This is a genomic window from Mumia sp. zg.B53 (assembly GCF_019550935.1).
GTDB lineage: Bacteria > Actinomycetota > Actinomycetes > Propionibacteriales > Nocardioidaceae > Mumia.
The window spans coordinates 26765-53189 of sequence record NZ_JAHWCK010000002.1 but is presented as its reverse complement, the minus strand read 5'-3'; the positions used below and the strand labels follow the sequence as shown (position 1 = coordinate 53189).

Genomic DNA, 26425 nt, shown 5'->3' with positions numbered 1-26425 from the left:
CCAGCATCGCCCGGGAGGGGTGATTCCGGTGGTGCCGCCGTCAGGCCGCGGTCTCCTGCTGGTGGGGGTAGTCCGTACGCCGCTCACGAACGGGTCGGCCGATCCCCTCGGCGATCACCCGGAGCTCGTGGACCGTCTTGGCCGAGCCGTGCTGCGACCCCGCCATGCGGCTGATCGTCTCCTCCATCAGCGTGCCGCCGAGGTCGTTCGCACCGCCGCGCAGCATCTGCCGCGTGCCGTCCACACCGAGCTTGACCCACGAGGTCTGGATGTTGTGGATCCGCCCGTGCAGCATGATTCGCGCGAGGGCGTGGACAGCCCGGTTGTCGCGCAGCGTGGGCCCCGGACGGGCGACGCCGGCGAGATAGATCGGCGCGTTGGTGTGGATGAACGGCAGCGCGACGAACTCCGTGAACCCGCCCGAGCGCTCCTGCACCTCCGCGAGGGTGCGCAGGTGCCCGACCCAGTGCCGGGGGTTGTCGACGTGGCCGTACATCATCGTCGAGCTCGACCGGATGCCGAGGCTGTGCGCCGTCTCGACGACCTCGATCCACTGCGCCGCCGGCAGCTTGCCCTTGGTCAGCACCCAACGGACGTCGTCGTCGAGGATCTCCGCCGCGGTGCCGGGGATCGTGTCGAGCCCCGCCTCCCGCAGCTCCGTCAGCCACTCGCGGATCGAACGGCCCGCCTTGGCCGCCGCAGTGACGATCTCCATCGGGCTGAACGCGTGGACGTGGACGTCCGGCGACGCCGCCTTCACCGCGCGAACGATGTCGGCGTAGGCCGAGGGTCCCAGGTCGGGTGAGATGCCGCCCTGGAGGCAGATCTCGCTCGCGCCGAGCGCGGTCGCCTCGCGGACGCGGTCTCCGATCTGCTCCAGAGAGAGCGTGTAGGCGTCGGCGTCGGACTTTCGCTGAGCGAACGCACAGAACCGGCATCCGACATAGCAGACGTTGGTGAAGTTGATGTTCCGGTTGACGACGTAGGTCACCTCGTCGCCGACCGCGTCGCGCCGCAGGTCGTCGGCGAGACGGCAGACCGCGTCCAGCGCCGGGCCCTCGGCGGCCATGAGGGCGAGGTAGTCCCCGTCGGAGAGGCCCGCGGGTTCCTCAGAGGCGCGCGCCAGGGCCGTACGGACGTCGGAGTCGAGTCGCTCGGGGACCGACGGCAGACCAAGGGGTTCGGAGGTCCGGGACGCGTGCTCGCGCACCTCCTCCCAGTCGCCGTAGACACCCGCGAAGTCGCTGCGTCGGTCCGCACTCCGGCCGACCGTGTCGATCTCGGTGTGCAGCTCCGTACGGCCGCTCGCCTCCGGAGGTGTCTCGGGGTCCTGCCAGGGCCGACCCACGACCGGCGCTCCGGCGTCGGCGAGCCCGTCAGGATCCGCGAGAGCGGACACATGCGGGATCAACCGGCTGTCGAACCACGGGCGCTCCCCCGACAACGTCTCGCGCACGAACCGCGGGTGCACCGTCAGTCGCTCGGCCAGGGTCAGGCCCGACTGCGCGGTCCAGGTCGCGAGGTCGTCGATCTGCGGCCACGGGCGCTCGGGGTTGACGTGGTCGGGCGTCACCGGGGACACGCCGCCCCAGTCGTCGACGCCCGCCGCGAGCAGCGGGGCGATCGAGTCGGGGTCGGAGAGGTTGGGCGGGGCCTGCAACGTGACCCCCGGACCCAGCACGATCCGTGCGGTCGCCAGCGTGGCGAGGTATTCCTCGACCCCCAGATCGGGCTCGTTGCGCATCGCCGTGTCGTCCTTGGCGCGGAAGTTCTGGACGATCACCTCCTGGATCCCGCCGTAGGTGCGCGAGAGCCGCCGCAGCTCGAACAGCGCGTCGACACGCTCCTCCACGGTCTCCCCGATGCCGACGAGGATCCCGGTGGTGAACGGGATGCCGATGCGACCCGCGTCCTCCAGGACCCGGAGGCGCACGGCCGGGTCCTTGTCCGGCGAGGCGTAGTGCGGCTGACCGGGCTCCGACCACAGCCGTGTCGCGGTGGTCTCGAGCATCATGCCCATCGACGGCGCGACCGGCTTGAGCCGCTGGAGCTCCGCCCACGACATCACGCCGGGGTTGAGGTGCGGGAGCAACCCCGTCTCCTCGAGGACGCGGATCGCCATCGCGCGCACGTACGAGAGCGTGTCGTCGTACCCGTGCTCGTGCAGCCACTCGGCAGCCTGGGGCCAGCGGTCCTCCGGGCGGTCGCCGAGGGTGAAGAGCGCTTCCTTGCACCCCTGCGCCGCGCCCTGCGCGGCGATGGCGAGGATCTGGTCCGGCGACAGGAACGGCGCGTCGACACGGTTCGGCGTGGTCGCGAACGTGCAGTAGTGGCACCGGTCGCGGCACAGCCGCGTGACCGGGATGAAGACCTTGCGCGAGTACGTGACGACGCCGGGACGCCCAGCCGCGACCATGGCCGCGTCACGCACGCGCGACGCGACGTCACTCAGGCGCACGAGGTCGTCGCCGCGGGAGGAAGCCAGCGCTACCGTCTCCGCGTGGTCGAGGGACTTCCCAGCCTCGGCGCGGGTCAGCGCCCGTCGGATCTCGCGGTCGCTCGTCATGATCGCCTTATCGTAATCGTCTCCCGCCGTGCGTGAGACGATGCGTCGTGCTGCCGAACACACCCGGATCGAAGGACGTCATGACTCATCACATCGCCGTCGTCGGCGGGACCGGCCCGCAGGGCCGCGGGCTCGCGTACCGTTTCGCACTCGCCGGCCACACGGTCGTCATCGGGTCGCGATCGGCCGAGCGCGCCGCCGAGAAGGCCGAGGAGATCTCGACCCGCGCCGCTGACAACGGCGCGACCGTACGACTCGACGGCGCCACCAACGCCGACGCGGCCGCCGCGGCGGACGTCGTGGTGCTCGCCGTGCCGTGGGACGGGTACGACGCGCTCGTCGCCGACCTGGCACCGGCTCTCGACGCCAAGATCGTGATCAGCTGCGTGAACCCTCTCGGCTTCGACGCCGCCGGCCCGTACGGCCTCACGCTGGCCGAGTCGGCCGCCGAGGGGACGCAGAAGGCCGTGCCGGGAGCGCGGGTCGTCGGCGCGTTCCACCACCTGGCCGCCCTGTCGCTGTGGAAGACGCCCGATCCGCTGTCGCACGAGGACGTGCTGGTGTGCGGGGACGACGCGGAGGCCAAGGACCTGGTCGCCGACCTCGCGCGTACGGTCACCGGGCACCGCGGCATCGACGCGGGGGCCCTGCGGATCGCCCGTCAGCTCGAGCCGTTCACCGCGGTCCTGATCAACGTGAACAAGCGCTACAAGGTCCGCTCGGGCCTGCACCTGGCCGGCCTGCCGGACGACGCCCGCGCCTGAGGGCTGAGGTCCCGTCGGGGTCAGACGGGCTGGCCGGCCTTGCGGAGGTCGCGGCGAAGCTCCGGAGGAAGCGCGAAGATGAGGCTCTCCTCCGCGGTGTGCACGGCTGTCGCGGTCGGGAAGCCGCGGTCGTTGAGGTACGACAGCACGCCCTCGACGAGCTCCTCCGGCACCGACGCGCCGGACGTCACGCCGACCTTCTCGACACCCTCGAGCCACTCCTCGCGCATCTCGCTCACGTCGTCGATCCGGTACGACGCCTTGGCGCCGGCCTCGAGCGCGACCTCGACGAGCCGGACCGAGTTGGACGAGTTCGCGGAGCCGACCACGATCATCAGGTCGGAGCCCTCCGAGATCTCCTTGACCGCGAGCTGCCGGTTCTGGGTCGCGTAGCAGATGTCGTCGCTCGGCGGGTCCTCCAGCTGAGGGAACTTGTCCCGCAGCGCGTCGACGATGTCCATCGTCTCGTCCACGCTGAGCGTGGTCTGCGACAGCCAGGACAGCTTGGTGCCGGCGGGGAAGGACAGTGCCTCGACGTCGGCGACGGTCTCCACGAGCGTGATCGCCTCCGGGGCCTCGCCGGAGGTGCCTTCGACCTCCTCGTGACCGGCGTGCCCGATCAGCAGGATCCGGTAGTCCTCACGGGCGAACCGCCTGGCCTCGTGGTGCACCTTGGTGACCAGCGGGCAGGTCGCGTCGATCGTCTTCAGCCCGCGAGCCTGGGCGTCGTCGTGGACGGCCGGTGAGACACCGTGCGCGGAGAACACCACCGTCGAACCGGCCGGGACCTCGTCGAGCTCCTCGACGAACACCGCCCCACGGTCCTCGAGGGTCTGCACGACGTGCTTGTTGTGGACGATCTGCTTGCGGACGTAGACGGGAGCGCCGTACAGGTCGAGCGCCTTCTCCACGGTGATCACGGCGCGGTCGACGCCGGCGCAGTAGCCACGCGGCGCGGCGAGCAGAAGGTCACGGTCTGCTCCGAGGGTGGGCATGCCGAGAGTCACGGAGTCCGAAGCCATGGCTCCATCGTAGGGGAGCCCTCCACAGCCTCCGACGGCGTCGCGTCCTGCTGTCGGCCGGAGCACCTAGGGTGGCGGCATGGCCCTCGAGACCAGCCCTGACTCCCCCGCGCCGCTGCGTGTGATCTCCCAGCTGATGGGCGACTACATCGCGCGCCTCGGGGCCCAGTGGATCGAGGGCGAGGTCGCCCAGCTGACGCGACGCCAAGGGGTCTGCTTCCTCACGCTGCGCGACCTCGACGCCAAGATCTCCATGTCGGTCACCTGCCGCCGTGTGGTGCTCGACCGGTCCTCGACGCCGATCACGGAGGGCGCCCGGGTCGTCGTCCACGCACGGCCCGACTTCTATCCGACCAACGGCTCGCTGTCGCTCAACGCCCGCGACATCCGCCCGGTCGGCATGGGTGAGCTGCTCGCCCGCATCGAGCAGCGCCGTCAGCTGCTCGCCGCCGAGGGACTGTTCGACGTCGCCCGCAAGCGGCCGCTGCCGTTTCTCCCGCACCGGATCGGGCTCATCACGGGCAAGGGGTCGGCCGCGGAGCACGACATCCTCGAGAACGCGCGCCTGCGCTGGCCGGGGGTCGAGTTCGTCACCACCTATGCCCTGATGCAGGGCAACCAAGCCGCGGCGCAGGTCATCACCGCCCTGCGCGAGCTCGACGCGGACGAGACCGTCGACGTGATCGTCATCGCGCGTGGGGGTGGCTCCGTCGAGGATCTCCTGCCCTTCTCCGACGAAGGCCTGGTGCGCGCCGTCTCCGCAGCCCGTACGCCGGTGGTGAGCGCGATCGGTCACGAGCCCGACACGCCGCTGCTCGACTACGTGGCCGACGTGCGTGCCTCGACACCGACCGATGCCGCGAAGCGCGTCGTGCCTGCCGTGGCCGACGAGCTCCATCACCTCACCCAGCTGCGGCGCCGTGCCTGGTACGCGGTCGATCAGCGGCTCGGACGTGAGCAGCACGGACTCGACGCGATCCGCAGCCGGCCCGTCCTCGCGCGCCCGAGCACCCTCATCGACGAGCAGACAGCCCGCGTCGAGGACCTGTGCGCTCGGGCCCGCCGCTCGCTGGGACACCGGCTCGACCTCTCCCACCACGAGGTCGCCGGACAGCTCGCGCGTGTGCGGTCGCTCTCACCGCTGCGGACCCTCGAGCGCGGCTACGCCGTCGCCCAGGCGCCGGACGGCAGCGTCGTCACGTCCATCGACCAGCTGTCGCCCGACGACGAGGTCACGCTCCGAGTCGTCGACGGCCACGCCCGCCTCCGTACGCTGTCCACGGCGCCCGCGCCGCACGCCGACCTCGACGAGGAGTCCTGATGCCCGACACACCCGCCGGCGACACCCCGTCCGCCGCACCTGCGATCCCCTACGAGCAGGCCCGCGAGGAGCTCGCGGAGGTCGTCGGCAAGCTGGAGACGGGTGGCACGACCCTCGAGGAGTCGCTCGCGCTCTGGGAGCGCGGCGAGGAGCTGGCGGCGATCTGTCAGCAGTGGCTCGACGGGGCCCGTGCTCGCCTGCAGCGCGCGCAGGACCAGGCGGCGCAGCGACGTGACGGGACCGACACCACGGAGTGACGCGCGGTCACTCCGTCGTCAGCAGCTCCAGATAGCGCTCGATGTCCGTGCGCGGCGCAGGCCCTCCGACGAGGAGGGTCATCTCGCCCTCCTCGCGGACGAAGGCAGTCTCGCCGTCGCCCGTCCAGAGCTGCCAGGTCTTGCCCGCGACCTCGACGTCGTCCTTCTGCGTGGCGCCGGACGCATACCGTTCGACCATGCGTGGGACCGAGTCGATCTCCTGCTCCAGGCCGATGTAGCGGTCGCCGTCGGTGAGCACCCCGAGATGCCAGCGGCCGTCGCGCCCCGGCTCGTACGTGACGCCGTTGGCGCGCCACCCGTCAGGCAGGGAGGTCGGCGCGTAGACGGGGAACGGCGCGGACTTGCGCACTCCCTCCACCGTCTCCTCGTACGCGACGGCCGGACGCTCCTCTGGTGTGTAGCCCATGAAGAACTGACCCACGACGAAGAGCCCGATCACGATCGCCCCGATCACCAGCATGGATCGCGCGATGTCGGAGAACGCCGGGTTGCCGCGCGACGAGGGCGGCTTCGCTGGAGGAGTCTGGTCCACAGGCCTGCCGGGTGCCGCCGGAGGAGTCGGGGACGGATCGGTGCTGCTCACGGTGCCATTCTCCCAGGCCCGCCCAGAGCGGGCTCCGGCACGCCGACGGGGCGTACGACGGCGTCCGCAGATGCGCCCTTGGCTCGTATTGTCGGACGCACCTGCGGATGATGCGCTAGATTTTTGACGTGCCTGCGTATCGCTACTCCGAGGCGGCCGACCTGCTCGGCGTCAGCGACGACACCGTGCGCCGCTGGGGCGACCAGGGCCGGTTCACCCCGAGCCGGACGCCCTCAGGCGCGGCGGCCGTGGACGGTCACGACCTCGCGGCCCTCGCAGTCGCCCTGGCGGACGGCGACGAGACCAGCCGGTCCCGTGCCCGCAGCGCTCGCAACCAGTTCCGCGGCATCGTCACCAAGGTGGTCGCCGACACGGTGATGGCGCAGGTCGAGATGTGCTGCGGTCCCTTCAGGGTCGTCTCCCTGATCAGTGCCGAGGCGGTCCGCGACCTGGGCCTGGAGGTCGGCGTGGTCGCAGTCGCCGGGGTGAAGGCGACCAACGTCACCGTGGAGGTCGGCCCGTGAGCCGTTCGCCGCTCCTCCTGTCGGCCGCCCTCTTCGCGTTGATGGCTGCCACCGCCTGCGGCGGCGCAGACGACGGCGGCGGGACGCAGGACCGTACGCTCACCGTCCTGGCAGCGTCGTCGCTCACCGAGGCCTTCGACGACCTGGAGACGGTGTTCGAGCGGGAGCACGACGGGGTGGACGTCCGGCTGTCGTACGACTCCTCAGCTGTTCTCGCTGAACAGGTCATCCAGGGTGCGCCCGCCGACGTCCTCGCGACCGCCGACGAGACGACGATGCGCAAGGTCGTCGACGCGGACGCCGCCGACGGCGACCCGGTGCTCTTCGCGAGCAACACACTCGTCATCGCCACCCCGCCCGGCAACCCCGGCGACGTCCGTGGCGTGCGGGACCTGGGCCGGGCGACGTTCGCCGTCTGCGTACCGCAAGCACCGTGCGGTGATGCCGCCCAGCGGCTCCTCGCCCTCGACGGCAGCACCGCGAAGCCGACGACCGAGGAGCAGAACGTGAAGGGCGTCCTCGCCAAGGTGACCCTCGGCGAGGTCGACGCCGGACTGGTCTACCGCTCCGACGCCCAGGCCGCCGGCGACAAGGTCGAGACCGTCGAGGCGCAGAACGCCTCGGAGGTCGTCAACGTCGATCCGATCGTGGTCCTCGTCGACTCGCAGGCCACCGAGCTCGCTGTCGACTGGGTCGACCTCATCGTCAGCGAGCAGGGGCAGAAGGTCCTCGCGCGGCACGGGTTCGGGCCAGCCGCGTGACCAGGCAGGGCGGTGCCGCCCTCGGACGGGTGCCGGTCACGCTCGTCGTCCCGTCCGTCGTCGGCCTCCTCCTCCTGCTCCTCCCCCTCGGAGGGCTGCTGCTGCGGGCCCCCTGGGGGACGTTCGTCGAGCGCCTCGGCGAGCCGGAGATCCTCGACGCGCTGCGCCTGAGCCTTCTGACCTCGACGATCGCCACGGCCGTGTGCCTCGTGCTCGGGGTGCCTCTGGCGTGGGTGCTCGCCCGTACGACCTTCCGCGGGCGAGGTCTTGTCCGGGCGCTGGTGAGTGTCCCGCTGGTCCTCCCGCCGGTGGTCGGGGGCGTCGCCCTGCTGATGGTGTTCGGGCGGCGGGGCGTCCTCGGGCAGTGGCTCGACGACGCGTTCGGGATCACGGTGCCGTTCACCACCGCCGCCGTCGTGCTGGCGCAGACCTTCGTCGCAATGCCGTTCCTCGTGATGGCCGTGGAGGGCGCACTCCGTACGGCTGATCCCCGGTACGACGAGGTCGCCGCCACCCTCGGCGCGCGCCGCCTGGTGACGTTCTGGCGCGTCACGCTGCCGCTCGCCGGGCCGGGGATCGCCGCGGGCGCCGCGCTCGCGTGGGCGCGGGCACTCGGCGAGTTCGGTGCCACGATCACCTTCGCCGGCAGCGTCCCTGGCGTGACCCGCACGATGCCGCTGGAGATCTACGGCGCGATGCAGTCCGACCCGGACACGGCGATCATGCTGAGCGTCATCCTGCTGGCGATCAGCGTCGCGGTGCTGGTCGGCCTGCGCGGTTCCTGGGCAGGGCGCACATGACCGAGAAGGGTCTCGACGCACGTCTCGTCCTGCGCCGTGGCGCGCTCACCATCGACGTCACGCTGCAGGTCGCACCCGGGGAGGTTCTCGCCCTGGTCGGTCCGAACGGAGCCGGCAAGAGCAGCGTCCTGCGCGCGCTCGCAGGACTGAGCGATCTCGATTCGGGCCGCGTCGCTCTCGGCGGCACCGTTCTCGAGGACACCGCCACCGGCGTACGGGTCCCCACCCCCGAGCGCGACCTGACGATGGTCTTCCAGGATCCGCTGCTCTTCCCTCATCTCACCGTGCGCGACAACGTCGCGTTCGGCCTGCGCCACCACCCCTCCGCGCCCTCGACGAGCCGACGGCCAGCCCGTGAACGCGCCACGGCGGCCCTCGAAAGGAGCGGCCTCGCTCAGTTCGCCGGGCGTCGGGCGACGCGCCTGTCCGGCGGCCAGCGACAGCGGGTCGCGATCGTCCGTGCGCTCGCCTGCGATCCAGGGCTCCTCCTGCTCGACGAACCGACCTCCGCGCTCGACGTCGCCGTCACCGCGCAGGTCCGGGCGTTCCTGCGGCGGCACGTCCGCGACTTCGGCGGCGTGACCGTTCTCGTGTCACACGACCCCCTCGACGCGTTCGTCCTCGCCGACCGCGTCGCCGTGCTCGAGGAGGGACGGATCACCCAGGCGGGGACCCCCGACGAGGTCGCTCGTCGCCCACGCACCGACTACGTCGCGCACCTGATGGGGATGAACCTGCTGCGCGAGCGCGACACCTTCCGGACGTTCTCGCCGACCGCCGTCACGTTGTACGGGGAGGAGCCGGTCACGTCCGCGCGCAACGTGTGGCGGCTCGAGGTCACCGGTCTCGTCCCGCACGGTGACGCGGTCCGCGTCCAGCTGCGCGGCGAGGTGTCGCTCCTCGCCGACGTCACCCGCGCGGCCGTGGCCGATCTCGACCTGCACGAGGGGGTCTCGGTGTGGGCGAGCGTGAAGGCCACCGAGGTGACGACGTTCGAGGACTGACGCCGCCGATCCGCAATTGTGGTGGCACCCACGAAAACGCCGACCCCGAGGCCGCAGCGACTCGGACGTAGGATGCGGCCATGACCGACAGCGCGCAAGGATCCAAGCTGCCAGGCCCTCTCACCCCCGCCAAGGCCGCGCCTGACCGCAACCTCGCCCTCGACCTGGTCCGCGTGACCGAGGCGGCGGCGATGGCGGCAGGCCGCTGGGTCGGCCGGGGTGACAAGAACGGCGCGGACGGTGTCGCGGTCAACGCGATGCGATCCCTCATCAACACCGTCGGCATGAGCGGCGTCGTCGTGATCGGCGAGGGCGAGAAGGACAACGCCCCGATGCTGTTCAACGGCGAGGAGGTCGGTGACGGCACCGGACCCGAGGCTGATGTGGCGGTGGACCCGATCGACGGCACCACGCTGGCGGCCAAGGGCATGCCCGGAGCGGTCTCCGTGCTCGCCGTCGCTCCCCGCGGCGCGATGTTCGATCCGTCGGCCGTCTTCTACATGGACAAGCTGGCGGTCGGCCCCGAGGCCGCCGACGTGATCGACATCCGGCTCCCCATCTCGGAGAACATCCGGCTGGTCGCCAAGGCCAAGAGCCTCTCCGTCTCATCGGTCACGGTGTGCGTGCTGGACCGCCCGCGACACCAGGGTCTCGTCGACGAGATCCGCAAGACCGGCGCACGCATCAAGTTCATCAGCGACGGCGACGTCGCAGGCTCGATCTACGCCGCGCGCCCCGGCACGGGCGTCGACATCCTCGCCGGTGTGGGCGGTACGCCGGAGGGCATCATCACCGCCTGCGCGATGAAGGCGCTCGGCGGCGCGGTCCAGGGCACCCTCTGGCCGACCGGTGACGAGGAGCGGCAGAAGGCGGTCGACGCCGGCCTGGACGTCGACGCGATCCTCACCACCGACGACCTGGTCAAGGGCGACGACTGCTTCTTCGTCGCGACCGGCATCACCGACGGCGAGCTGATGCGCGGAGTCCGCTACGGATCCGGCTCCGCGATCACCGAGTCCCTCGTGATGCGCTCGCGATCGGGCACCTACCGCAAGATCATCTCGGAGCACCGCATGGAGAAGCTCCGCGCCTACGCCTCCATCGACTACGAGAGCTGAGCCGACGATGCCCGCGGTCACCGACCGCACGCTGGTCGTCGGGGAGGCGCTGGTCGACCTGACGCGTGACTCCGGCGGCCACGAGTCGGCGCACCCTGGCGGCTCTCCGCTCAACGTCGCCGTCGGGCTCGCGCGTCTCGGCCTCCCGACGGTCCTCGCCGCGCAGGTCGGCGACGACGAGTACGGCGAGCTGCTGCGCGACCACGTCGACGCCTCCGACGTCGACCTGCGCTCGCTGCCTCCGCACCACGGAGACAGTGCGGTCGCGGTGGCCCAGCTCGACGACCACGGCGTGGCGACGTACCACTTCGAGCTGACGTGGGACCCGTCCGAGATGCCGGGCCCGGCCGGCTTCGCGCTCCTCCACGTGGGATCCATCGGCGCGGCGCTCCGACCCGGAGCCGACGCTGTCGAGCGCCTGGTCGAGGAGGCGGTCGCCGCGGGTGTCCCGGTCTCGTACGACCCCAACGTCCGACCCGCCATCACCCCCGACCTGGCCGACGTCCGCGAGCGCGTCGACCGGATCGTGCCGCGGGCCGCGTTCGTCAAGCTCAGCGACGCTGACGCCGCCAAGCTCCGCCCCGACCTGGACCCCGCCGCCTACGCCGCCCGGATCGCAGGTGAGGGTCCCCGGCTCGTCGCACTCACCCGCGGCGGGGACGGGGCGACCCTCTTCAGCGGCGGCGCGTCCGTCGAGGTGGCGCCTCCGCCGATCACGGTCGCCGACACGATCGGTGCCGGCGACTCCTTCATGGCGGCCCTGCTGGCCGGCATCCTCGTCCGCGGCTGGACGGAGCGGCCGGCGTTCGACGAGGAGGCGCTGACGTGGCTCGGCGAGCTCGCGGTCCATGCCTCGGCCGTCACCTGCTCTCGCCCGGGCGCGGACCCTCCGCACCTCAAGGAGCTCCCCGAGCTGCTCGCGTGACCGGGACGTCGCAACGCCTGCCTACGATGGAAGGGTGACCGACCGGATCGCCAGGCTCGACAGCGGACTCAGCCTCGCCTACGAGACGTTCGGCGATCCGGACGACCAGACTCTGCTCCTCGTGATGGGGCTCGGCTGCCCGATGAACTGGTGGCGGACCGAGTTCTGCGAGTCCCTCGCCGACCACGGCTTCCACGTCGTCCGGTACGACTCCCGTGACGTGGGCCGCTCGACCCGGTTCGACCGCGCCCCCGTGACCCGCGCCCAGGTGGTGTCGACGTTCACAGGGCTGCGGCGTGACGTGCCGTACGCGATGACGGACCTCGCCGCCGACGCCGTCGGCCTCCTGGACGCGCTCGGCGTCGACGCCGCTCACGTCGTGGGCCAGTCGATGGGAGGAATGGTGGCCCAGACGGTCGCCGTCGAGCACCCCGACCGCCTGCGTTCGCTGACCTCGATCATGTCGACGACCGGCCGCCGTACGGTCGGGTGGCAGCACCCTCGACTCCTCGGGATGCTGCTCGGTGCCCCCGGTGAGGGCGAGGAGGCATACGTCCGGCGCTCCGTACGCAGCGCTCGTGCGATCTCGAGCCGCCAGTTCGCTCTCGCGCCCGAGGCCGTCGAGGCGCGCGCCCGCGAGACGTACGCCCGGGGTTGGTCGGTCGAGGGCACAATGCGTCACATGCTCGCCGTGATGACCCAGCCAGACCGCACCCGCGCGCTCGCCTCCGTCGCCGCACCCACGTTGGTGATCCACGGCAGCGCGGACCCCATGGTGCACCCGTCCGGCGGCCGCGCGACTGCCGCTGCCGTCCCGGGCGCCGAGCTGCTGATGGTTCCCGGCATGGCGCACGAGATCCCGGTCGATCTCGAGGGACTCTTCGCCGCATCGATCGCCCGGACAGCGCGGAGGGCTCATGCACACGCGCGGTGATGCCGTCGTCCGCCGGCGTGAGGACGGCGCGCTGGAGCTCCGTGTCAACGGCGTGTTCGTCATGGACGACGTCGAGACGACCTCGGAGCGTCTGCTCGCTCGTACGGCCCTGGCGGGTGCGGCCGACCCGCGCCACGTCGTGGTCGGCGGCCTCGGCATGGGGTTCACGCTGCGGGAGATCCTCACCGACCGACGGGTCAGGCAGGTGACGGTCGCCGAGCTCGAGCCGGCGATCCCCGCGTTCATGCGCGAGGGGACGTTGCCGGGAGCCGATCTCCTCGACGACCGACGGGTGGGCCTCCACGTCGGGGACGTGCGCGACGTCGTCGGCGACCTCGCGCCGCGGAGCGTCGACGTGATCCTCCTCGACGTGGACAACGGTCCCGACTTCCTGGTGAACGACAGCAACGCCGACCTGTACGGAGCGCCCTTCATCGCGACCTGTGCCGAGCGTCTGCGCGACCTCGGCGAGCTGTGCATCTGGTCGATGGACGACTCGGCCGCGGTCCGCGAGGCCCTCGCGGCGTCGTTCGCCCACGTCTACGCCGAGCGCGTCCCCGTACGCCTCCAGGGTCGCGCCGAGGCGTACTGGCTCCTGAGGGGCCGCGTCCCACGGCGGTGACCCCGCGCCCGCCCGTACGTCGGGCCGGATAATCTCGCTCTCATGAGCACTGAGACCGAGTACCGCATCGAGCACGACACCATGGGCGAGGTCAAGGTGCCCGCCGACGCTCTCTACAAGGCCCAGACCCAGCGCGCCGTCGAGAACTTCCCGATCTCCGGCAGCACGCTCGAGCCGCAGCACATCCGCGCGATCGCCCTGGTGAAGCTGGCCTGCGCGAAGGCGAACGCCGAGCTCGGTGTCATCGACCAGGACGTCGCCGATGCGATCGTCGCCGCGGCCCAGGAGGTCGCCGCCGGCGACCACGACGACCAGTTTCCGATCGACGTCTTCCAGACCGGGTCGGGCACGTCGAGCAACATGAACATGAACGAGGTGCTCTCGACCCTCGCGACCCGCCGTCTGGGCCGCGACGTGCACCCCAACGACCACGTCAACGCGTCGCAGTCGTCCAACGACACGTTCCCCACGTCGATCCACGTGGCCGCGACCGAGGCCGCGATCAACGACCTGATCCCGGCGCTCGACCACCTCGCTGCCGGTCTCGCCGCGAAGGGCTCGGAGTGGTCCGAGATCGTGAAGTCCGGGCGTACGCACCTCATGGACGCGACGCCGGTGACTCTCGGCCAGGAGTTCAACGGCTACGCCGCCCAGGTCCGCCGTGGCATCGAGCGCGTCGAGTCCGCGCTCCCCCGCGTGGCGGAGGTCCCGCTCGGTGGCACGGCCGTCGGCACCGGGATCAACACGCCGGCGGGCTTCCCGCAGCGCGTCATCGAGATCCTCGGCGAGGAGACCGGCCTGCCTCTCACGGAGGCGGTCGACCACTTCGAGGCGCAGGGCGCGCGTGACGGGCTCGTCGAGCTGTCCGGCCAGCTGAAGACGATCGCGGTCAGCCTCGTCAAGATCAACAACGACCTGCGCTGGATGGGCTCCGGCCCGCGCACCGGGCTCGGCGAGCTCAACCTCCCCGATCTCCAGCCGGGCTCGAGCATCATGCCGGGCAAGGTCAACCCGGTCATCCCCGAGGCCGTGCTCATGGTGTGCTCGCAGGTGATCGGCAACGACACCGCGATCACGTTCGCGGGCCAGTCGGGCTCGTTCGAGCTCAACGTCCAGATGCCGGTGATGGCCCGTGCGCTCCTGGAGTCGATCCGCCTGCTCTCGAACTCGTCGCGCGTGCTCGCCGACAAGTGCATCGCCAGCACGGTGCCCAACGCCGAGCGCTGCGCGGAGCTGGCCGAGTCGTCGCCGTCGATCGTGACGCCGCTCAACAAGTACATCGGCTACGAGAACGCCGCCAAGGTCGCCAAGACGGCGCTCAAGGAGCAGAAGACGATCCGCCAGACGGTGCTCGACATGGGCTACGTGGACGAGGGCCTCGTGACGATCGCGCAGCTCGATGCAGCTCTCGACGTACTCTCCATGACGCATCCCTGAGCTGGCCGGGTGACCCGCGGGCGCCAGAGGGTGACCCGCGGGCGCCAGAGGGTGACCCGCGGGCGCCAGAGGGTGACCCGCGGGCGCCAGAGAGTGACCCGCGGGCGCCAGAGGGCGACCCGCGATCAGTCGATGCGGCGCGCGACCTGGTAGCCGTCGCGGTCGAGCACGGTCTCCCAGCTCGTGCCCGGGTGCCGCTCTCGTGCGTACGCCGCAGCGTCTGGCGCCTGCCCGCCCCAGCTCGTGAAGGCGTCGATCACCATCCAGTCGGGGACCGCGTCACCCACGGTGCCGGTCCAGTAGACCGTGCGGTCGCTGGTCAGGTGGGTGATCAGGCCGATGTCGGTCTCGACCTTCGCCCCCTCCGGCACGAGCGCCAGGACCTCCTCGGCGGCGGCGGCGCGCGGACTCGCCTCGTAGGTCTCCGCCTCCGCCAGCCGCGCCAGGGGGAACTGTGACACGAGTGCCAGGGCGACGCCCGCCACCAGTGCGGGGACATGCGTGGCGTAGCGGCGGAGCCAGGTCGGCGACGCCCAGGTCCACCGACTCCTCTCCTCGGCCTCTTCCGCGGCCCGCAGCCGCGCGATCGCGTCGAGCATCGCCACGAACACGATCGGCATGATGACCAGGCCGTAGTGCCAGTCGGTGCCCCAGTAGTACTCGTTGTCCCCGACGAAGCGCCACAGCAGCGTAGGCCCAGCCACGAGGACCCAGGGCGACCTCAGCGCGAGGAAGCCCGTGACGCCGAAGGTCGCGATCAGCGTCGGGAGCTTGAGGTCCCACCCCGCCCAGAACGTCGCCCACGGCCCCGGGCCGCCCTCGCCGCCCGCTCCGATCACGCCGACGTAGTCGTAGCCGCCGCCGGGGTTGAACGACGGGATCACGACCAGGAGCGTCAGCGCGAACCCGCAGAGCCCGATCACGGCCGTCGCGGCGCCGATCCGGCGGGCACCGGAGAGTGCGAGGACGATCCCGACCGCGAGCACGGTCAGACCCAGGTCTTCCTTGACGAGCAGCAGCGGCAGGGACCATGCGGCCGCTGTCCACCACCGGCGCTCGAGATAGGCGACGCCGGAGAGGGCCAGGAAGACGGCGGCGAAGGCCACCTCGTGGAAGTCGACCCACACCGCGGAGGCGATGCCGAACGACACCCCGTACGCCAGTCCGACCGCGAGGCCGGCGGCAGAACCGAGGAGGTGGACCGCGCCGCGCGCGATCACCCACACCGACAGCGCGATGAGAACGGCCTGCGCGACGAGCAGGGTCCGGCCGTCGGGGAAGACGCGGTAGAACGGGGCTACGAGCGCGGTGACGGGCGAGAAGTGGTCGCCCAGGATGTTGTATCCGGGAGCCTTGATGTCGACGATCGGCGCCTCGAGCCTCGAGTAGGCCGCGATCGCCTGCTCGAAGATGGCGTTGTCCCACGACGGCGTCTCGAAGCGTCGGAAGCGGAGCAAGGACACCGCCGCGTACGCCGTGCCGCAGACGACGGCCAGCAGAGCGGGGCCGAGGATGCCGACTGCGCCGGAGCGTCTGCGCGCGCCGACGTCGTCCTCGGTCGGGGGGTCGGTCATGCCGACACGCTATCCGGCGGGGCCAGCGGTCCGCCGCGGTCTCCCCGTGCCGATGCCGCGAAGCTGTCACCGAGGAAGGCCAGCTGGCGCGGGGCCATCCGCCGCCAGTAGCCGACGGTGTGTCTGCCGGGTTGGAACCCGCCCGCAGGGCGCCGCTCGAACCCACGCACGTAGTCGCGGGTGGCGGCGGCGAACGGGTCCGACCGTCCGCAGTCGATCCGCACCGGGATCCCTCGCAGGGACTCCTGCCGCGAGGTCACGTCGACCGCAGCGAAATCGTCCGCGTCGTCGTACGCGCCCCGCGCCGTGTCGGCGTAGTCGCGCCACAGCGCTGGACTCATCACGGCCACGGCGGCGACTCGATCGGGCCCGAGGGACCCAGCCAGGTGAAGGGCTCCGAACCCGCCCATCGACCAGCCGAGCAGCCCGACGCGGTCGGTGCGCACCCCGTGGCGGGCCACCAGCGGGAGGAGCTCGTCGACGATCATGGCGGGGGCGTCGTCACCGTCGTCGCGTGCATGCCAGTAGCTCTCTCCGCCGTCGACGCTCACCAGGGCAAAGGGCGGTGTCCCTCCGGCGACCGTTGCCGCGAGAAAGCGATCGAGGCCCAGGTATCCGGGGCTGAACGCGGAGGCGTGGTCGTTGCCCCGGCCGTGGAGCACGACGGCTACCGGCAGGTCGCGGGAGTGCCCTGGCGGCAGTGCGAGAGCCCAACCGCACCGCTGACCACGGCGCGCTGCGGAGCTGAAGGAGCCGGTGAGGAGGCGTCCCGGGCGTACCTGCGGCACGACACCGTCCGCGCCGTCGTCCTCGAACACGCGGGAGGCGACGGCACCACCGGCGACGAGGCCGACGGTGGCCACACCGCCGATGACGAGACGGCGTCGTGTCAGGTGACGGGCGACGGCGGGGTCCGGCGTACGGCGCATGCGGACATCCTCACGGCTCACGACACCGGTGTCCGGCGAATCAGGACCGGCGTCAGTACCAGCCGTTGGCGTTCTTGAACGCCAACGCCGAGCACGGGTCGCCGAAGCGGTCCTTGATGTAGCCCAGCCCCCACTTGATCTGGGTCGCCGGGTTCGTCTTCCAGTCCGCCCCGGCCGAGGCCATCTTGGAGCCGGGCAGGGCCTGCGGGATCCCGTACGCGCTGGAGGTCGGGTTGTCGGCGTTCCAGCGCCAGTTGCTCTCGCCCACCCACAGGTCGTTGAGGCATCCGAACTGGCCGCTGAAGCCATAGTCGGGGAGCATCGCCTTCGCGATCTGGCGCGGATCGCGGTCCTTCATGCGCGCGGTCCTGGTGGCCATCCGGGCGGCGCGGGCGGTCTTTGCAGCCTGCTGCTTCTTCGCGTCAGCGATCGACGGGCTCGGCGCGGCCTTCTGCGGGGCCGGCCGCTCCCCGGATCGCGAGACCTCGGCGTCGTCACGCTCCGCGGCCCTCGAGGGGCTCGAGCGCGGGTCCAGCTTTTCCAGCCCGGTGACGGACTCCACCTCGGTCGCCGGCGGTGCACCGGTCGCACCGACGGCCGCGCCACCGACGATCGCCGCCGAGGCAGCGACCGCCGCGGCCACGGCGATCCGACCGCGCGGCGTACGGGCGCGGGTGAGGAGCCGTGTCGTCAGCGGTTTGCGTTCGGCCTTGCGTCGGCCGTCCTGGGCACCAGAACGGCGCACGGGCATGCGGGGGTCGATCACTCGTGGTCCTCCGGGGGAAGGAATCGCGGTAAGCGCAACCCCCAGGATGCGCGGAGAACATCACGGGATCAAACAGACAACCAGTGAAAATCCGGTCAGATCGCCCTCTGACCTGCACGAACGGACTTTCCTGAGAATCTGGGCCTACTCCCTCGCGACGGACTCCGCGGCGTGCGCCCCACCCGTGGCTGCGCCCGACGACCCGTCGGCGTCGGACGACGTGTGAGCCCCCGCACGAGCGCTCAGCATCAGGTTGTCCCCGGTCTCGGGATCGAAGAGGTGCAGCTTGGAGACGTCGATCGTGAGCTGCGCCTCGTCACCCTCACGCACCCGGGTCGTCGGGTCCAGCGTCACCACGATCTGCTGCTGCATCCGCTCGCCGTCGAGGTCCTTGGCGAGCTGGTCCAGCGTCGACCTGACCTCGGACGGGGCCTCGAACGGGATGTAGGCGTACTGCTCGTTGCCCAGCCACTCCACCACGTCGACCGTGGCCGAGAACGGCACGCTCGCCTCGGGCACCTGGGGCCCGTTGGCGTCTGTGAAGTGCTCGGGACGCGCACCGGCGATGAGGAGCTCGTGCCCCTCGGCCGCCTTCGCCATCTCCGGCGGCATCGTGAACGAGACGAAGGGCAGCTCCAGCTGGTCCCCGTTGGGGCGTGCCGGAAGCATGTTCATCGGCGGCGAGCCGATGAACCCGGCGACGAACAGGTTGACCGGGTCCTCGTACAGCTCGCGTGGCGAGGCCACCTGCTGGAGGACTCCCTTCTTGAGCAGAGCGACGCGGTCACCGAGCGTCATCGCCTCGGTCTGGTCGTGAGTGACGTAGACCGTCGTCACGCCGAGCTTGCGCTGCAACCGGGCGATCTCGGTCCGCATCTGCCCGCGCAGCTTCGCGTCGAGGTTCGACAGGGGCTCGTCGAAGAGGAACGCCTGGGCCTCCCTGACGATCGCCCGCCCCATCGCGACGCGCTGGCGCTGGCCGCCGGACATGTTGGCCGGCTTGCGGTCGAGGAACTCGGTGAGCTCCAGCGTCTGCGCGGCATCGCGCACCCGCTTGTCGATCTCTTCGTCCTTCATGCCCTTCTGAAGGCGCAGCGGGAAGGCGATGTTCTCGTAGACGTTGAGGTGGGGATACAGCGCGTAGTTCTGGAAGACCATCGCGAGGTTGCGGTCGCGCGGCGGCTCGTCGTTGACCCGCCTGCCGCCGATCATCATGTCACCGGACGTGATCTCCTCGAGGCCGACGATCATCCGCAGCAGCGTCGACTTCCCGCAGCCGGAGGGACCGACAAGGATCATGAACTCCCCGTCGGCGACCTCGAGGCTGACATCGTTCACGGCCGGCGCGTTGTCGCCGTACTGCTTGACGATGTTCTTCATCTCGATGGTGGCCATGGTGATCAACCCTTCACTGCACCGGAGGTGAGCCCGGAGACGATCTTGCGCTGGAACAGGAGGACGATGATGAAGATCGGCACCGTCACCACGACGGAGGCCGCGGCGATCGCTGCGATCGGCTGGTCGAACTGCGACGCACCGGTGAAGAACGCCAGTGACGCCGGCACGGGGATCGCCCGTGTCGTGGAGGTCAGAGATATCCCGAAGACGAAGTCGTTCCAGGCGAAGAAGAACGTGATGATGGCCGCCGTGAAGACTCCGGGCGCCGCCAGCGGGACGATCACCTTCCGGAACGCCTGCCACGACGAGGCACCGTCGACCTGGGCCGCCTGCTCCATCTCCCACGGGATCTCGCGGAAGAACGCCGACAGCACCCAGATCGACATCGGCAGGGTGAACGACAGGTACGGGATGATCAGACCGAGCCACGTGTCGTAGATCCCGATCGCGCGCCACATGTCGAAGAGCGGGCCGACCAGGGCGACGACCGGGAACATCGCGATCGCGAGCGCCATCGAGAGCACGAACTTCTTGCCCCGGAACCGCAGCCGCGCGATCGCGTACGCCGCGAACGTGGCGAGCACCACCGAGATGGTCGTGGAGATGACCGAGATGCCGAACGAGTTGACCAGCGCGCTCTGGAAGAGGTCGAACTTGAAGACCGTCTCGTAGTTGTCGAGGCCGGGGTCGTGCGGGAGGAACCCGCCCTGGTTGACGTCGGCGTTGCCACCCTTGAGGGAGAGCGAGAGCAGGTAGACGACCGGTGTCAGCGTGTAGAGCACGATCAGCTCCGCGCCGACGATGGACGACCACGAGACGTGCGGCGCGGTGTCGCCGAGCAGGAGGCCGACGGCGCCGGTGAGCACGAACACGGTGGCCACGATCAGCCAGAGCCAGAGGTCGGGCCGGTCGATCAGGACGAGCCCGGCACCGGCGAAGATCAAGCCGATGACGATCGCGACCAGCGACCACACCACCCGGGACTTCCGTCGCGGTGACATGTCAGTCTCCTCTCACCTGGCTCAGGTCCACCCGGAACAGCTTCATCAGCCCGAAGGCGATGATGAGGACCGAGAGGAACAGCAGCACCGACATGGCCGACCCGAGGCCGAGCTCGACGCGTTGGATCATGGCGTTGTAGACCAGCCCCGACGGCGGGGCGGTGCCGTTGGCGAAGCCCGTCATGATGAACGGGCTGTCGAAGATGCGGTAGGCGTCGAGCGCACGGAAGAGCACCGCGACCATGATTGCGCCGCGCATGGACGGCAGGATGACCCTGGTCAGCCGCTGCCACGCGGTCGCCCCGTCGACCGTCGCCGCCTCGATCGCGTCGTTCGGGACCTGTGAGAGGCCGGCGAGGAGGAGCAGGGAGACGAACGGCGTCGTCTTCCAGATCTCGGCGAGGCAGATGACGAAGATCGAGCCCCAGAAGTCGTCGAACGGGTTGGTGCCTGGGTCGAGGTTGAGCCACTGGTTGACGAACCCGGTCGTCGGCTGGAACGCGTACAGCCATGCGTACGCCGAGACCACCGTGATGATGCCGTACGGCACGAGGATCGAGGCTCGGACGATGCCGCGGGCGACGAGGATGTTGTTCATGACCATCGCGAAGCCGAAGCCGATGACGAGCTCGACGGCCACGGTGACGACCATGATGAACACGGCGACGCCGACCGCACGCCACCACAGCGGGTCGGACAGGACCACGCCGTAGTTCGAGATGCCGACGAGCTCACGGTTGTCGGGGTCGGTCAGCCGGTAGCTGAACAGCGAGAGGTAGAGCGCCCGCAGCATCGGCCACGCGGTCACCAGCAGCATCACGGCGACCGCCGGACCTGCGAGCTTCCAGCCGAGACGGTTCTCGGAGCTCTCAGCCGTGCGTGCCTTCGCCGGGCGACCCTTGTCAGGCGCCGCCTTGGTGGGTTCCAACGTCGTGGGGCTGGTCATCCTCATCGCCTCCCGCTCACAGCAGCGCCTTGCCCTGAAGGACGTCCTCGATGTATCTCTTCGACTCCGCCGGAGTCTTGTCGGGGTTCACCGACGACGGCGGGTGCCAGCTCGAGTAGAGCGCGGTGCTGATGTCGCTCCAGTACGGCGTCATCGGCCGCGCGGCCGCGGCGTCGATGCTCTCGCGCCACAACGGCGCCATCGGGAAGGCCTTGCGCGTCTCCGGCTCGTCATAGATCGCGGAACGTGCCGGCTGGTTGCCCGAGGCCTGGGCGTACGTCTTCTGGCTCTCCTCCGACGTGAGGCACGCGGTCGCCTCGTACGCCAGCTCCGGGTGCTTTCCATAGCTCGACACGCCGATGTTGATGCCACCGATCGGTGGACGGCTCTCCTGGTCGGCGACCGTGCGCGGGTAGCGGACCCAGGCGAGGTCTTCCTTGAAAGGAGCCACGTTGGGATCGGAGTAGAGGTAGGTCCAGTTCACGAGGAAGCCGCCGTCGGCTGCCGAGAACGCGGCGACGGACCCACCCTCGTCCGCGTTCGACAGGGCAGGCGGTGCGGCATCGGACTTGCCCAGCGTGGAGACGACCTCGGCGGCCGCCTTGCCCGCCGGGCTGTCGATGGTGATCTTGGCGTCCTTGCCAGCCTCGGGATCCTCGACGATCTGTCCACCGGCGCCTGCGACGAGGGAGTTGATCCACACGGAGTAGCCCTCGTAGCGCTTGGCCTGGACGCTCACCGTCGTCCCGGTCTTCTCGGCCGCGGCGATGACCTGGTCCCACGTCACCGGTCCGCTCGTGTCGAGGCCGGCCTTCTTGGCGACGGACTTCTTGTACCAGAGGATCTGGGTGTTGGACCAGAGCGGCACGGCGACGAGGTTGTCGTCGTAGGTGGCCGCCTCGATCGCGCCGTCGAGCATGCCCTCAGAGAGCTGGGACTGCTGCTCCTCGCTCATCGGCTCGAGGAAGCCGGCGTTGGCGAACTCGGCGGTGAAGGCCGGGTCGAGGCTCATCAGGTCGATCGACGTGTCCTTCGCCGCCAGGCGGCGTACGAGCTGCTCACGCTGCTGGGAGGCGTCGTTCGGGAGCAGCTGGACCTTGATGTCGTAGGCGCCGTTGGACTCCTTGGCGCACTTCATCGCCAGATAGGCCTGGCCACCGGGGGTCTGCTTGCCGTCCTCGCCGGTGACGTACGGGTCGAGGTTGGAGACGTCGGGGTTGATGTACCACGTCAGGGTCGGCGTACCGCTGTCGGAGCTGCCTCCTCCGCACGCCGCGAGAGCGCCAGCCGTGATGACAGTGGCGGCGAGCACCGCGGCCCGCCGTCGAGCCCTCATCCTCATCGACAGCTCCCGTCGTCAAGGGCGCTCGGACGCCTGCGTACGTGACGTCAATACTGAACCACAGCGGTGGGACTTTCGCAGACCGAGAGACCCGGACTTCGCTGCACCAAGCCCGGGCCGCCCGCCAGGTCAGAGGGTCGGATCCTCCAGCATCTCCGTGACCAGCGCCGCGACCGGCGAACGCTCCGACCGGGTCAGCGTGACGTGGGCGAAGAGCGGGTGGCCCTTGAGCTTCTCGACCACTGCCACCACGCCGTCGTGGCGGCCGACGCGCAGGTTGTCCCGCTGAGCCACGTCGTGGGTGAGGACGACCCGCGAGTTCGCGCCGATCCGCGACAGCACGGTCAGGAGGACGTTGCGCTCGAGCGACTGCGCCTCGTCCACGATCACGAACGCGTCGTGCAGCGACCGTCCCCTGATGTGGGTGAGCGGGAGAACCTCCAGCATGCCGCGCTCGATGACCTCCTCGAGCACGTCACCGGAGGTGACCGCACCGAGGGTGTCGAAGACGGCCTGTCCCCACGGGCCCATCTTCTCGGCCTCCGACCCGGGGAGGTAGCCGAGCTCCTGACCTCCGACGGCGTACAGCGGGCGGAAGACCACGACCTTCTTGTGGAGGCGGCGCTCCATCACCGCCTCCAGCCCCGCGCAGAGCGCCAGTGCGGACTTGCCGGTCCCCGCGCGCCCGCCCATCGACACGATCCCGATCTCGGGGTCGAGGAGGAGGTCGAGCGCGACCCGCTGCTCGGCCGAGCGGCCGTGGATCCCGAACGCCTCACGGTCGCCGCGGACGAGCCTGACCCGCTTGTCGGCGGTGACCCGGCCGAGGGCGCTCCCCCGCGACGACAGCAGCACGAGGCCCGTGTGGCACGGCAGCTCCCGCGCGTCGGGGAGGTCGGCGACGCCCCGGTCGTAGAGGTCGGCAACATCCTCTGCGGGGACCTCGAGCTCGACCATGCCCGTCCACCCGGACTCCAGCGCGAGCTCGGCGCGGTATTCCTCGGACGCCAGCCCGACGGCTGACGCCTTGACCCGCATGGGCAGGTCCTTGGAGACGAGCGTGACGTCGCGGCCCTCGTCGGCGAGGTTCTTGGCCACCGAGAGGATGCGCGTGTCGTTGTCACCGAGCCGGAACCCTGACGGCAGCGAGCTGCAGTCGGTGTGGTTGAGCTCGACGCGCACCGTGCCGCCCTCGTCGTTGACCGAGATCGCGCGGTCGAGCGTGCCGTGGCGGACACGCAGCTCGTCGAGGAGACGCAGCGCGCCGCGGGCGAAGTAGCCCAGCTCGGGATGGGCTCGCTTCGCCTCGAGCTCGCTGATCACGACGACCGGGATGACGACCTCGTGCTCGGCGAAGCGGGTCAGAGCCCGGGGATCGGCGAGAAGCACGCTGGTGTCGATCACGTAGGTGGTGGGGATGTCAGCAGCCACGGCAATCTCCTCGTACGAGCCCACGCGCATCCCCGCGCCGGCTCACTCTCTCGCAGATGGAGCCGGTTGCGGAGCGGCGGGCCCGGGGGCGGGCCGACCTCCCGCCGTGCACACGGGACCGGCTCCTGTGACGAGCGGTCGGTGGTGCACGGAGGGCCTCCCGGTGCCGTCGGGAGGTGGTCCCGTCGACGAGACGACGGTACGACGCGGGCGGTCCCCTTGGACAGCGACACGCCACCAGGTGGACACGTCCTGTCAGGCGGGCGGGCGACTCACTGTCCGAAGCGGCGCTCGCGCTCGGCGTACGAGCGGATCGCACGCAGGAAGTCCACCCGCCGGAACGCCGGCCAGAGCGCCTCGCAGAAGTAGAACTCGCTGTGCACGCTCTGCCAGAGGAGGAAGCCCGACAACCGCTGCTCGCCGGACGTCCGGATGACGAGGTCGGGGTCGGGCTGACCCTTGGTGTAGAGGTGGTCGGCGATGTGCTCGACGTCGAGCACCTCGGCCACCTGGTCGATCGTCCGACCCTGCTCGGACTGCTCGCGGAGGAGCGAGCGCACGGCGTCGGCGAGCTCCTGGCGGCCGCCGTACCCCACGCAGAGGTTGACCTCCATCCCGTCGACGTCGCTGGTCGACGCCACCGTGTCCTGCAGGGATCGGGCGATGTCGGGCGGCAGGAGATCGAGGTTGCCGATGAGCCGCACGTGCCAGCGCCGGGAGGCCGTGAGCTGGTCGACGAGGTTCGCGATCACGGCCAGCAGCGCACGGACCTCGGGCTCGGGACGCAGCAGGTTCTCGGTTGACAGCAACCACAAGGTGACGACCTTCACCTCGAGGTCGTCGCACCAGCCGAGGAAATCGACGATCTTGTCCGCGCCCGCCTGGTAGCCGCTCGAGACGTCACCACCGGCACCCCTGGCCCAGCGGCGGTTGCCGTCGACGATCACGCCCACGTGCGCCGGGACCTGGTCGGGGCGCAGCCTGCCGAGGAGCCGACGCTCGTACGCCGTGTAGAGCAGGTCGCGGACCGACACCGGTTCGTCCTCCCGTGAGGAGTGTTACCTACGCTGGCGTAGGTGCGTTGGCTAGGGTCGACTCGTGACTGAGCACGAGAGACATCCCGGGGCAATCGACGTCGGCGATCGTCTTCGCGATGCCGTCGACGAGATCAAGCCTAGACTGCGCGGCTGGCTGCACGCCGCCACCTGGCCCCTCGCGCTCGTCGCCTTCGTGGTGCTGCTGGTCCTCGCCCCCGGAGCCAGGCCCAAGACCGGCGTGGCCGTCTACATGGCGAGCGCGCTGCTGCTCTTCGGCGTCAGTGCCGTCTACCACCTCGGGCGCTGGGGCCCTCGTGCCGAGGTGCTGCTCAAGCGCCTCGACCACGCCAACATCTTCCTGCTCATCGCGGGCTCCTACACGCCGTTCGCCCTCATCCTTCTCGAGCCCCGCGAGGCGGCCCTGCTCCTGACCCTGGTGTGGACGGGTGCCATCGGCGGGGTGCTGTTCCGGGTCCTGTGGGTCCACGCGCCACGGTGGCTCTACACCCCGATCTACGTGCTGCTCGGGTGGGCCGCGCTCTTCTGGCTCGAGGACTTCGCCGCAGCCTCCTCGACGGCCGTGCTGGTGCTGATCATCGTCGGCGGGGCGCTCTACTCGCTGGGCGCGCTCGTGTACGGGTTGCGCTATCCCGACCCGTATCCGCGCTGGTTCGGGTTCCACGAGGTGTTCCACAGCCTGACGATCGCGGCCTTCGTCGTGCACTACATCGGTGTCTCGCTGGCCGCCTACTCGGTGTAGGCGCCTAGGCTGGCGTCATGACGCACCCCATCGGCCTTCCACCGGGGAGGCCGCTGACGCGTGCCGACCTGGACACGCTCCCCGACGACGGTCGCCGCTACGAGCTCATCGACGGCTCACTGATCATCACTCCCGCGCCCTCTCCGGAGCACCAAGAAGCCGTGCTGGAGCTGACCGTCCTGATGCGGGCGTCGTGCCCGCCGGAGATGAAGGTCTTCGTCTCGCCCCTCGACGTCGTCCTCGCCGAGGACTCGGTGGTCCGGCCCGACGTGGTCGTGGCACGCCGCGCGGACGTCGAAGGCCGGGTCCTCTCCGCGCCCCCAGTGCTCGCCGTGGAGGTGATCTCGCCGAGCACGCGCAGCATCGACCTGCTGCTCAAGCGGTCGCGCTACGAGTTCGCCGGCGCCGGCTCGTACTGGGTGGTCGACCCCGACCCGTACGAGCGGTCGCTGACCTGGTGGGAGCTCGAGGGCGGCGAGTTCGGCGAGATGAAGCGGATCGTGGGCGACGAGTCGGCGACCTTCGAGCGCCCGTTCCCCGTGACGCTGTCGCCGTCGGACCTCCTCGGCTGAGCACCCGGAG

At 70.5% G+C, this 26425-nt stretch carries 26 protein-coding genes; 14 read left to right on the top strand and 12 right to left on the bottom strand.

The window, feature by feature from the left end:
• Window positions 1-40 precede the first annotated feature (40 nt).
• The gene (locus KV102_RS11340; RefSeq protein ID WP_220346346.1) at window positions 41-2566 is read right to left on the bottom strand and encodes a bifunctional FO biosynthesis protein CofGH; all 2526 of its coding nucleotides are present in this window, start codon (window positions 2564-2566) and stop codon (window positions 41-43) included.
• 80 nt (window positions 2567-2646) lie between these two features.
• On the opposite strand from KV102_RS11340, the gene npdG reads away from it, so the two are divergent.
• Complete coding sequence (gene npdG / locus KV102_RS11335; protein WP_220343819.1) at window positions 2647-3330, top strand: NADPH-dependent F420 reductase; 684 nt, start codon at window positions 2647-2649, stop codon at window positions 3328-3330.
• A 20-nt stretch (window positions 3331-3350) separates the two neighbouring features.
• Here npdG and KV102_RS11330 read toward each other — a convergent pair whose 3' ends face one another.
• Window positions 3351-4325 carry a 4-hydroxy-3-methylbut-2-enyl diphosphate reductase gene (locus KV102_RS11330; protein ID WP_220346601.1) on the bottom strand — a complete coding sequence of 325 codons (975 nt, stop codon included), beginning with the start codon at window positions 4323-4325 and terminating at the stop codon, window positions 3351-3353.
• 106 nt (window positions 4326-4431) lie between these two features.
• Between KV102_RS11330 and xseA the strand changes: the two genes are divergently transcribed.
• Both xseA and KV102_RS11320 read left to right on the top strand, forming a co-directional pair.
• Window positions 4432-5673 (top strand): exodeoxyribonuclease VII large subunit, encoded by a 1242-nt coding sequence (gene xseA / locus KV102_RS11325; protein WP_220346345.1) that lies wholly within the window; start codon window positions 4432-4434, stop codon window positions 5671-5673.
• A complete protein-coding gene (locus KV102_RS11320) occupies window positions 5673-5930 on the top strand; it encodes an exodeoxyribonuclease VII small subunit (protein WP_220346344.1) in 258 nt (85 codons plus the stop codon). The genes xseA and KV102_RS11320 overlap by 1 nt, the downstream gene beginning before the upstream one ends.
• 7 nt (window positions 5931-5937) lie before the next feature.
• Here the strand turns inward: KV102_RS11320 and KV102_RS11315 are convergent, their stop codons facing one another.
• The gene (locus KV102_RS11315) at window positions 5938-6534 is read right to left on the bottom strand and encodes a DUF4245 domain-containing protein (RefSeq protein ID WP_220346343.1); all 597 of its coding nucleotides are present in this window, start codon (window positions 6532-6534) and stop codon (window positions 5938-5940) included.
• Between the two features lie 128 nt (window positions 6535-6662).
• On the opposite strand from KV102_RS11315, the gene KV102_RS11310 reads away from it, so the two are divergent.
• From KV102_RS11310 to KV102_RS11270, 9 genes are all read left to right on the top strand, one after another.
• Window positions 6663-7058 (top strand): molybdopterin-binding protein, encoded by a 396-nt coding sequence (locus KV102_RS11310; protein WP_220343815.1) that lies wholly within the window; start codon window positions 6663-6665, stop codon window positions 7056-7058.
• On the top strand, window positions 7055-7819 hold the full coding sequence (gene modA, locus KV102_RS11305; RefSeq protein WP_220343814.1) for a molybdate ABC transporter substrate-binding protein: 765 nt from the start codon (window positions 7055-7057) through the stop codon (window positions 7817-7819). Before KV102_RS11310 ends, modA begins: the two co-directional genes overlap by 4 nt.
• On the top strand, window positions 7816-8619 hold the full coding sequence (locus tag KV102_RS11300; RefSeq protein WP_308290312.1) for an ABC transporter permease: 804 nt from the start codon (window positions 7816-7818) through the stop codon (window positions 8617-8619). Before modA ends, KV102_RS11300 begins: the two co-directional genes overlap by 4 nt.
• The gene (locus tag KV102_RS11295; RefSeq protein WP_220346342.1) at window positions 8616-9623 is read left to right on the top strand and encodes an ABC transporter ATP-binding protein; all 1008 of its coding nucleotides are present in this window, start codon (window positions 8616-8618) and stop codon (window positions 9621-9623) included. Before KV102_RS11300 ends, KV102_RS11295 begins: the two co-directional genes overlap by 4 nt.
• 80 nt (window positions 9624-9703) lie before the next feature.
• Complete coding sequence (gene glpX / locus KV102_RS11290; protein WP_220343812.1) at window positions 9704-10741, top strand: class II fructose-bisphosphatase; 1038 nt, start codon at window positions 9704-9706, stop codon at window positions 10739-10741.
• A 7-nt stretch (window positions 10742-10748) separates the two neighbouring features.
• A complete protein-coding gene (locus KV102_RS11285) occupies window positions 10749-11666 on the top strand; it encodes a carbohydrate kinase (protein ID WP_220346341.1) in 918 nt (305 codons plus the stop codon).
• Window positions 11667-11700: 34 nt separating this feature from the next.
• On the top strand, window positions 11701-12600 hold the full coding sequence (locus KV102_RS11280) for an alpha/beta fold hydrolase (protein WP_301022211.1): 900 nt from the start codon (window positions 11701-11703) through the stop codon (window positions 12598-12600).
• On the top strand, window positions 12584-13222 hold the full coding sequence (locus KV102_RS11275) for a spermidine synthase (RefSeq protein WP_220343809.1): 639 nt from the start codon (window positions 12584-12586) through the stop codon (window positions 13220-13222). Before KV102_RS11280 ends, KV102_RS11275 begins: the two co-directional genes overlap by 17 nt.
• A gap of 42 nt (window positions 13223-13264) precedes the next feature.
• Window positions 13265-14659, top strand: coding sequence for a class II fumarate hydratase (locus tag KV102_RS11270; protein WP_220343808.1), 1395 nt, complete (start codon window positions 13265-13267; stop codon window positions 14657-14659).
• 125 nt (window positions 14660-14784) lie between these two features.
• Here the strand turns inward: KV102_RS11270 and KV102_RS11265 are convergent, their stop codons facing one another.
• The 9 genes from KV102_RS11265 to KV102_RS11225 form a co-directional block, all read right to left on the bottom strand.
• The gene (locus tag KV102_RS11265) at window positions 14785-16233 is read right to left on the bottom strand and encodes a DUF2079 domain-containing protein (protein ID WP_220346340.1); all 1449 of its coding nucleotides are present in this window, start codon (window positions 16231-16233) and stop codon (window positions 14785-14787) included.
• Complete coding sequence (locus KV102_RS11260) at window positions 16230-17162, bottom strand: esterase family protein (RefSeq protein WP_220346339.1); 933 nt, start codon at window positions 17160-17162, stop codon at window positions 16230-16232. The genes KV102_RS11265 and KV102_RS11260 overlap by 4 nt, the downstream gene beginning before the upstream one ends.
• 52 nt (window positions 17163-17214) lie before the next feature.
• Window positions 17215-17928, bottom strand: a complete 714-nt coding sequence (locus tag KV102_RS11255; protein ID WP_220346338.1) for a lytic transglycosylase domain-containing protein — start codon at window positions 17926-17928, stop codon at window positions 17215-17217.
• A gap of 144 nt (window positions 17929-18072) precedes the next feature.
• The gene (locus KV102_RS11250; RefSeq protein WP_220343804.1) at window positions 18073-19323 is read right to left on the bottom strand and encodes an ABC transporter ATP-binding protein; all 1251 of its coding nucleotides are present in this window, start codon (window positions 19321-19323) and stop codon (window positions 18073-18075) included.
• Window positions 19324-19328: 5 nt separating this feature from the next.
• Window positions 19329-20327 (bottom strand): carbohydrate ABC transporter permease, encoded by a 999-nt coding sequence (locus KV102_RS11245; protein ID WP_220343803.1) that lies wholly within the window; start codon window positions 20325-20327, stop codon window positions 19329-19331.
• 1 nt (window position 20328) lies between these two features.
• On the bottom strand, window positions 20329-21273 hold the full coding sequence (locus KV102_RS11240) for a carbohydrate ABC transporter permease (RefSeq protein ID WP_220343802.1): 945 nt from the start codon (window positions 21271-21273) through the stop codon (window positions 20329-20331).
• A 16-nt stretch (window positions 21274-21289) separates the two neighbouring features.
• Window positions 21290-22615: an extracellular solute-binding protein gene (locus KV102_RS11235; RefSeq protein ID WP_220346337.1), complete on the bottom strand. Its 1326-nt coding sequence runs from the start codon at window positions 22613-22615 to the stop codon at window positions 21290-21292.
• Between the two features lie 129 nt (window positions 22616-22744).
• Window positions 22745-24046: a PhoH family protein gene (locus tag KV102_RS11230; protein ID WP_308289423.1), complete on the bottom strand. Its 1302-nt coding sequence runs from the start codon at window positions 24044-24046 to the stop codon at window positions 22745-22747.
• Window positions 24047-24318: 272 nt separating this feature from the next.
• On the bottom strand, window positions 24319-25080 hold the full coding sequence (locus KV102_RS11225; protein ID WP_220343799.1) for an isoprenyl transferase: 762 nt from the start codon (window positions 25078-25080) through the stop codon (window positions 24319-24321).
• Window positions 25081-25144: 64 nt separating this feature from the next.
• On the opposite strand from KV102_RS11225, the gene KV102_RS11220 reads away from it, so the two are divergent.
• Together KV102_RS11220 and KV102_RS11215 are read left to right on the top strand one after the other, a co-directional pair.
• Window positions 25145-25843 (top strand): hemolysin III family protein, encoded by a 699-nt coding sequence (locus tag KV102_RS11220; RefSeq protein WP_220343798.1) that lies wholly within the window; start codon window positions 25145-25147, stop codon window positions 25841-25843.
• Between the two features lie 17 nt (window positions 25844-25860).
• On the top strand, window positions 25861-26415 hold the full coding sequence (locus KV102_RS11215) for a Uma2 family endonuclease (protein WP_220343797.1): 555 nt from the start codon (window positions 25861-25863) through the stop codon (window positions 26413-26415).
• The last annotated feature ends 10 nt before the right edge of the window (window positions 26416-26425 follow it).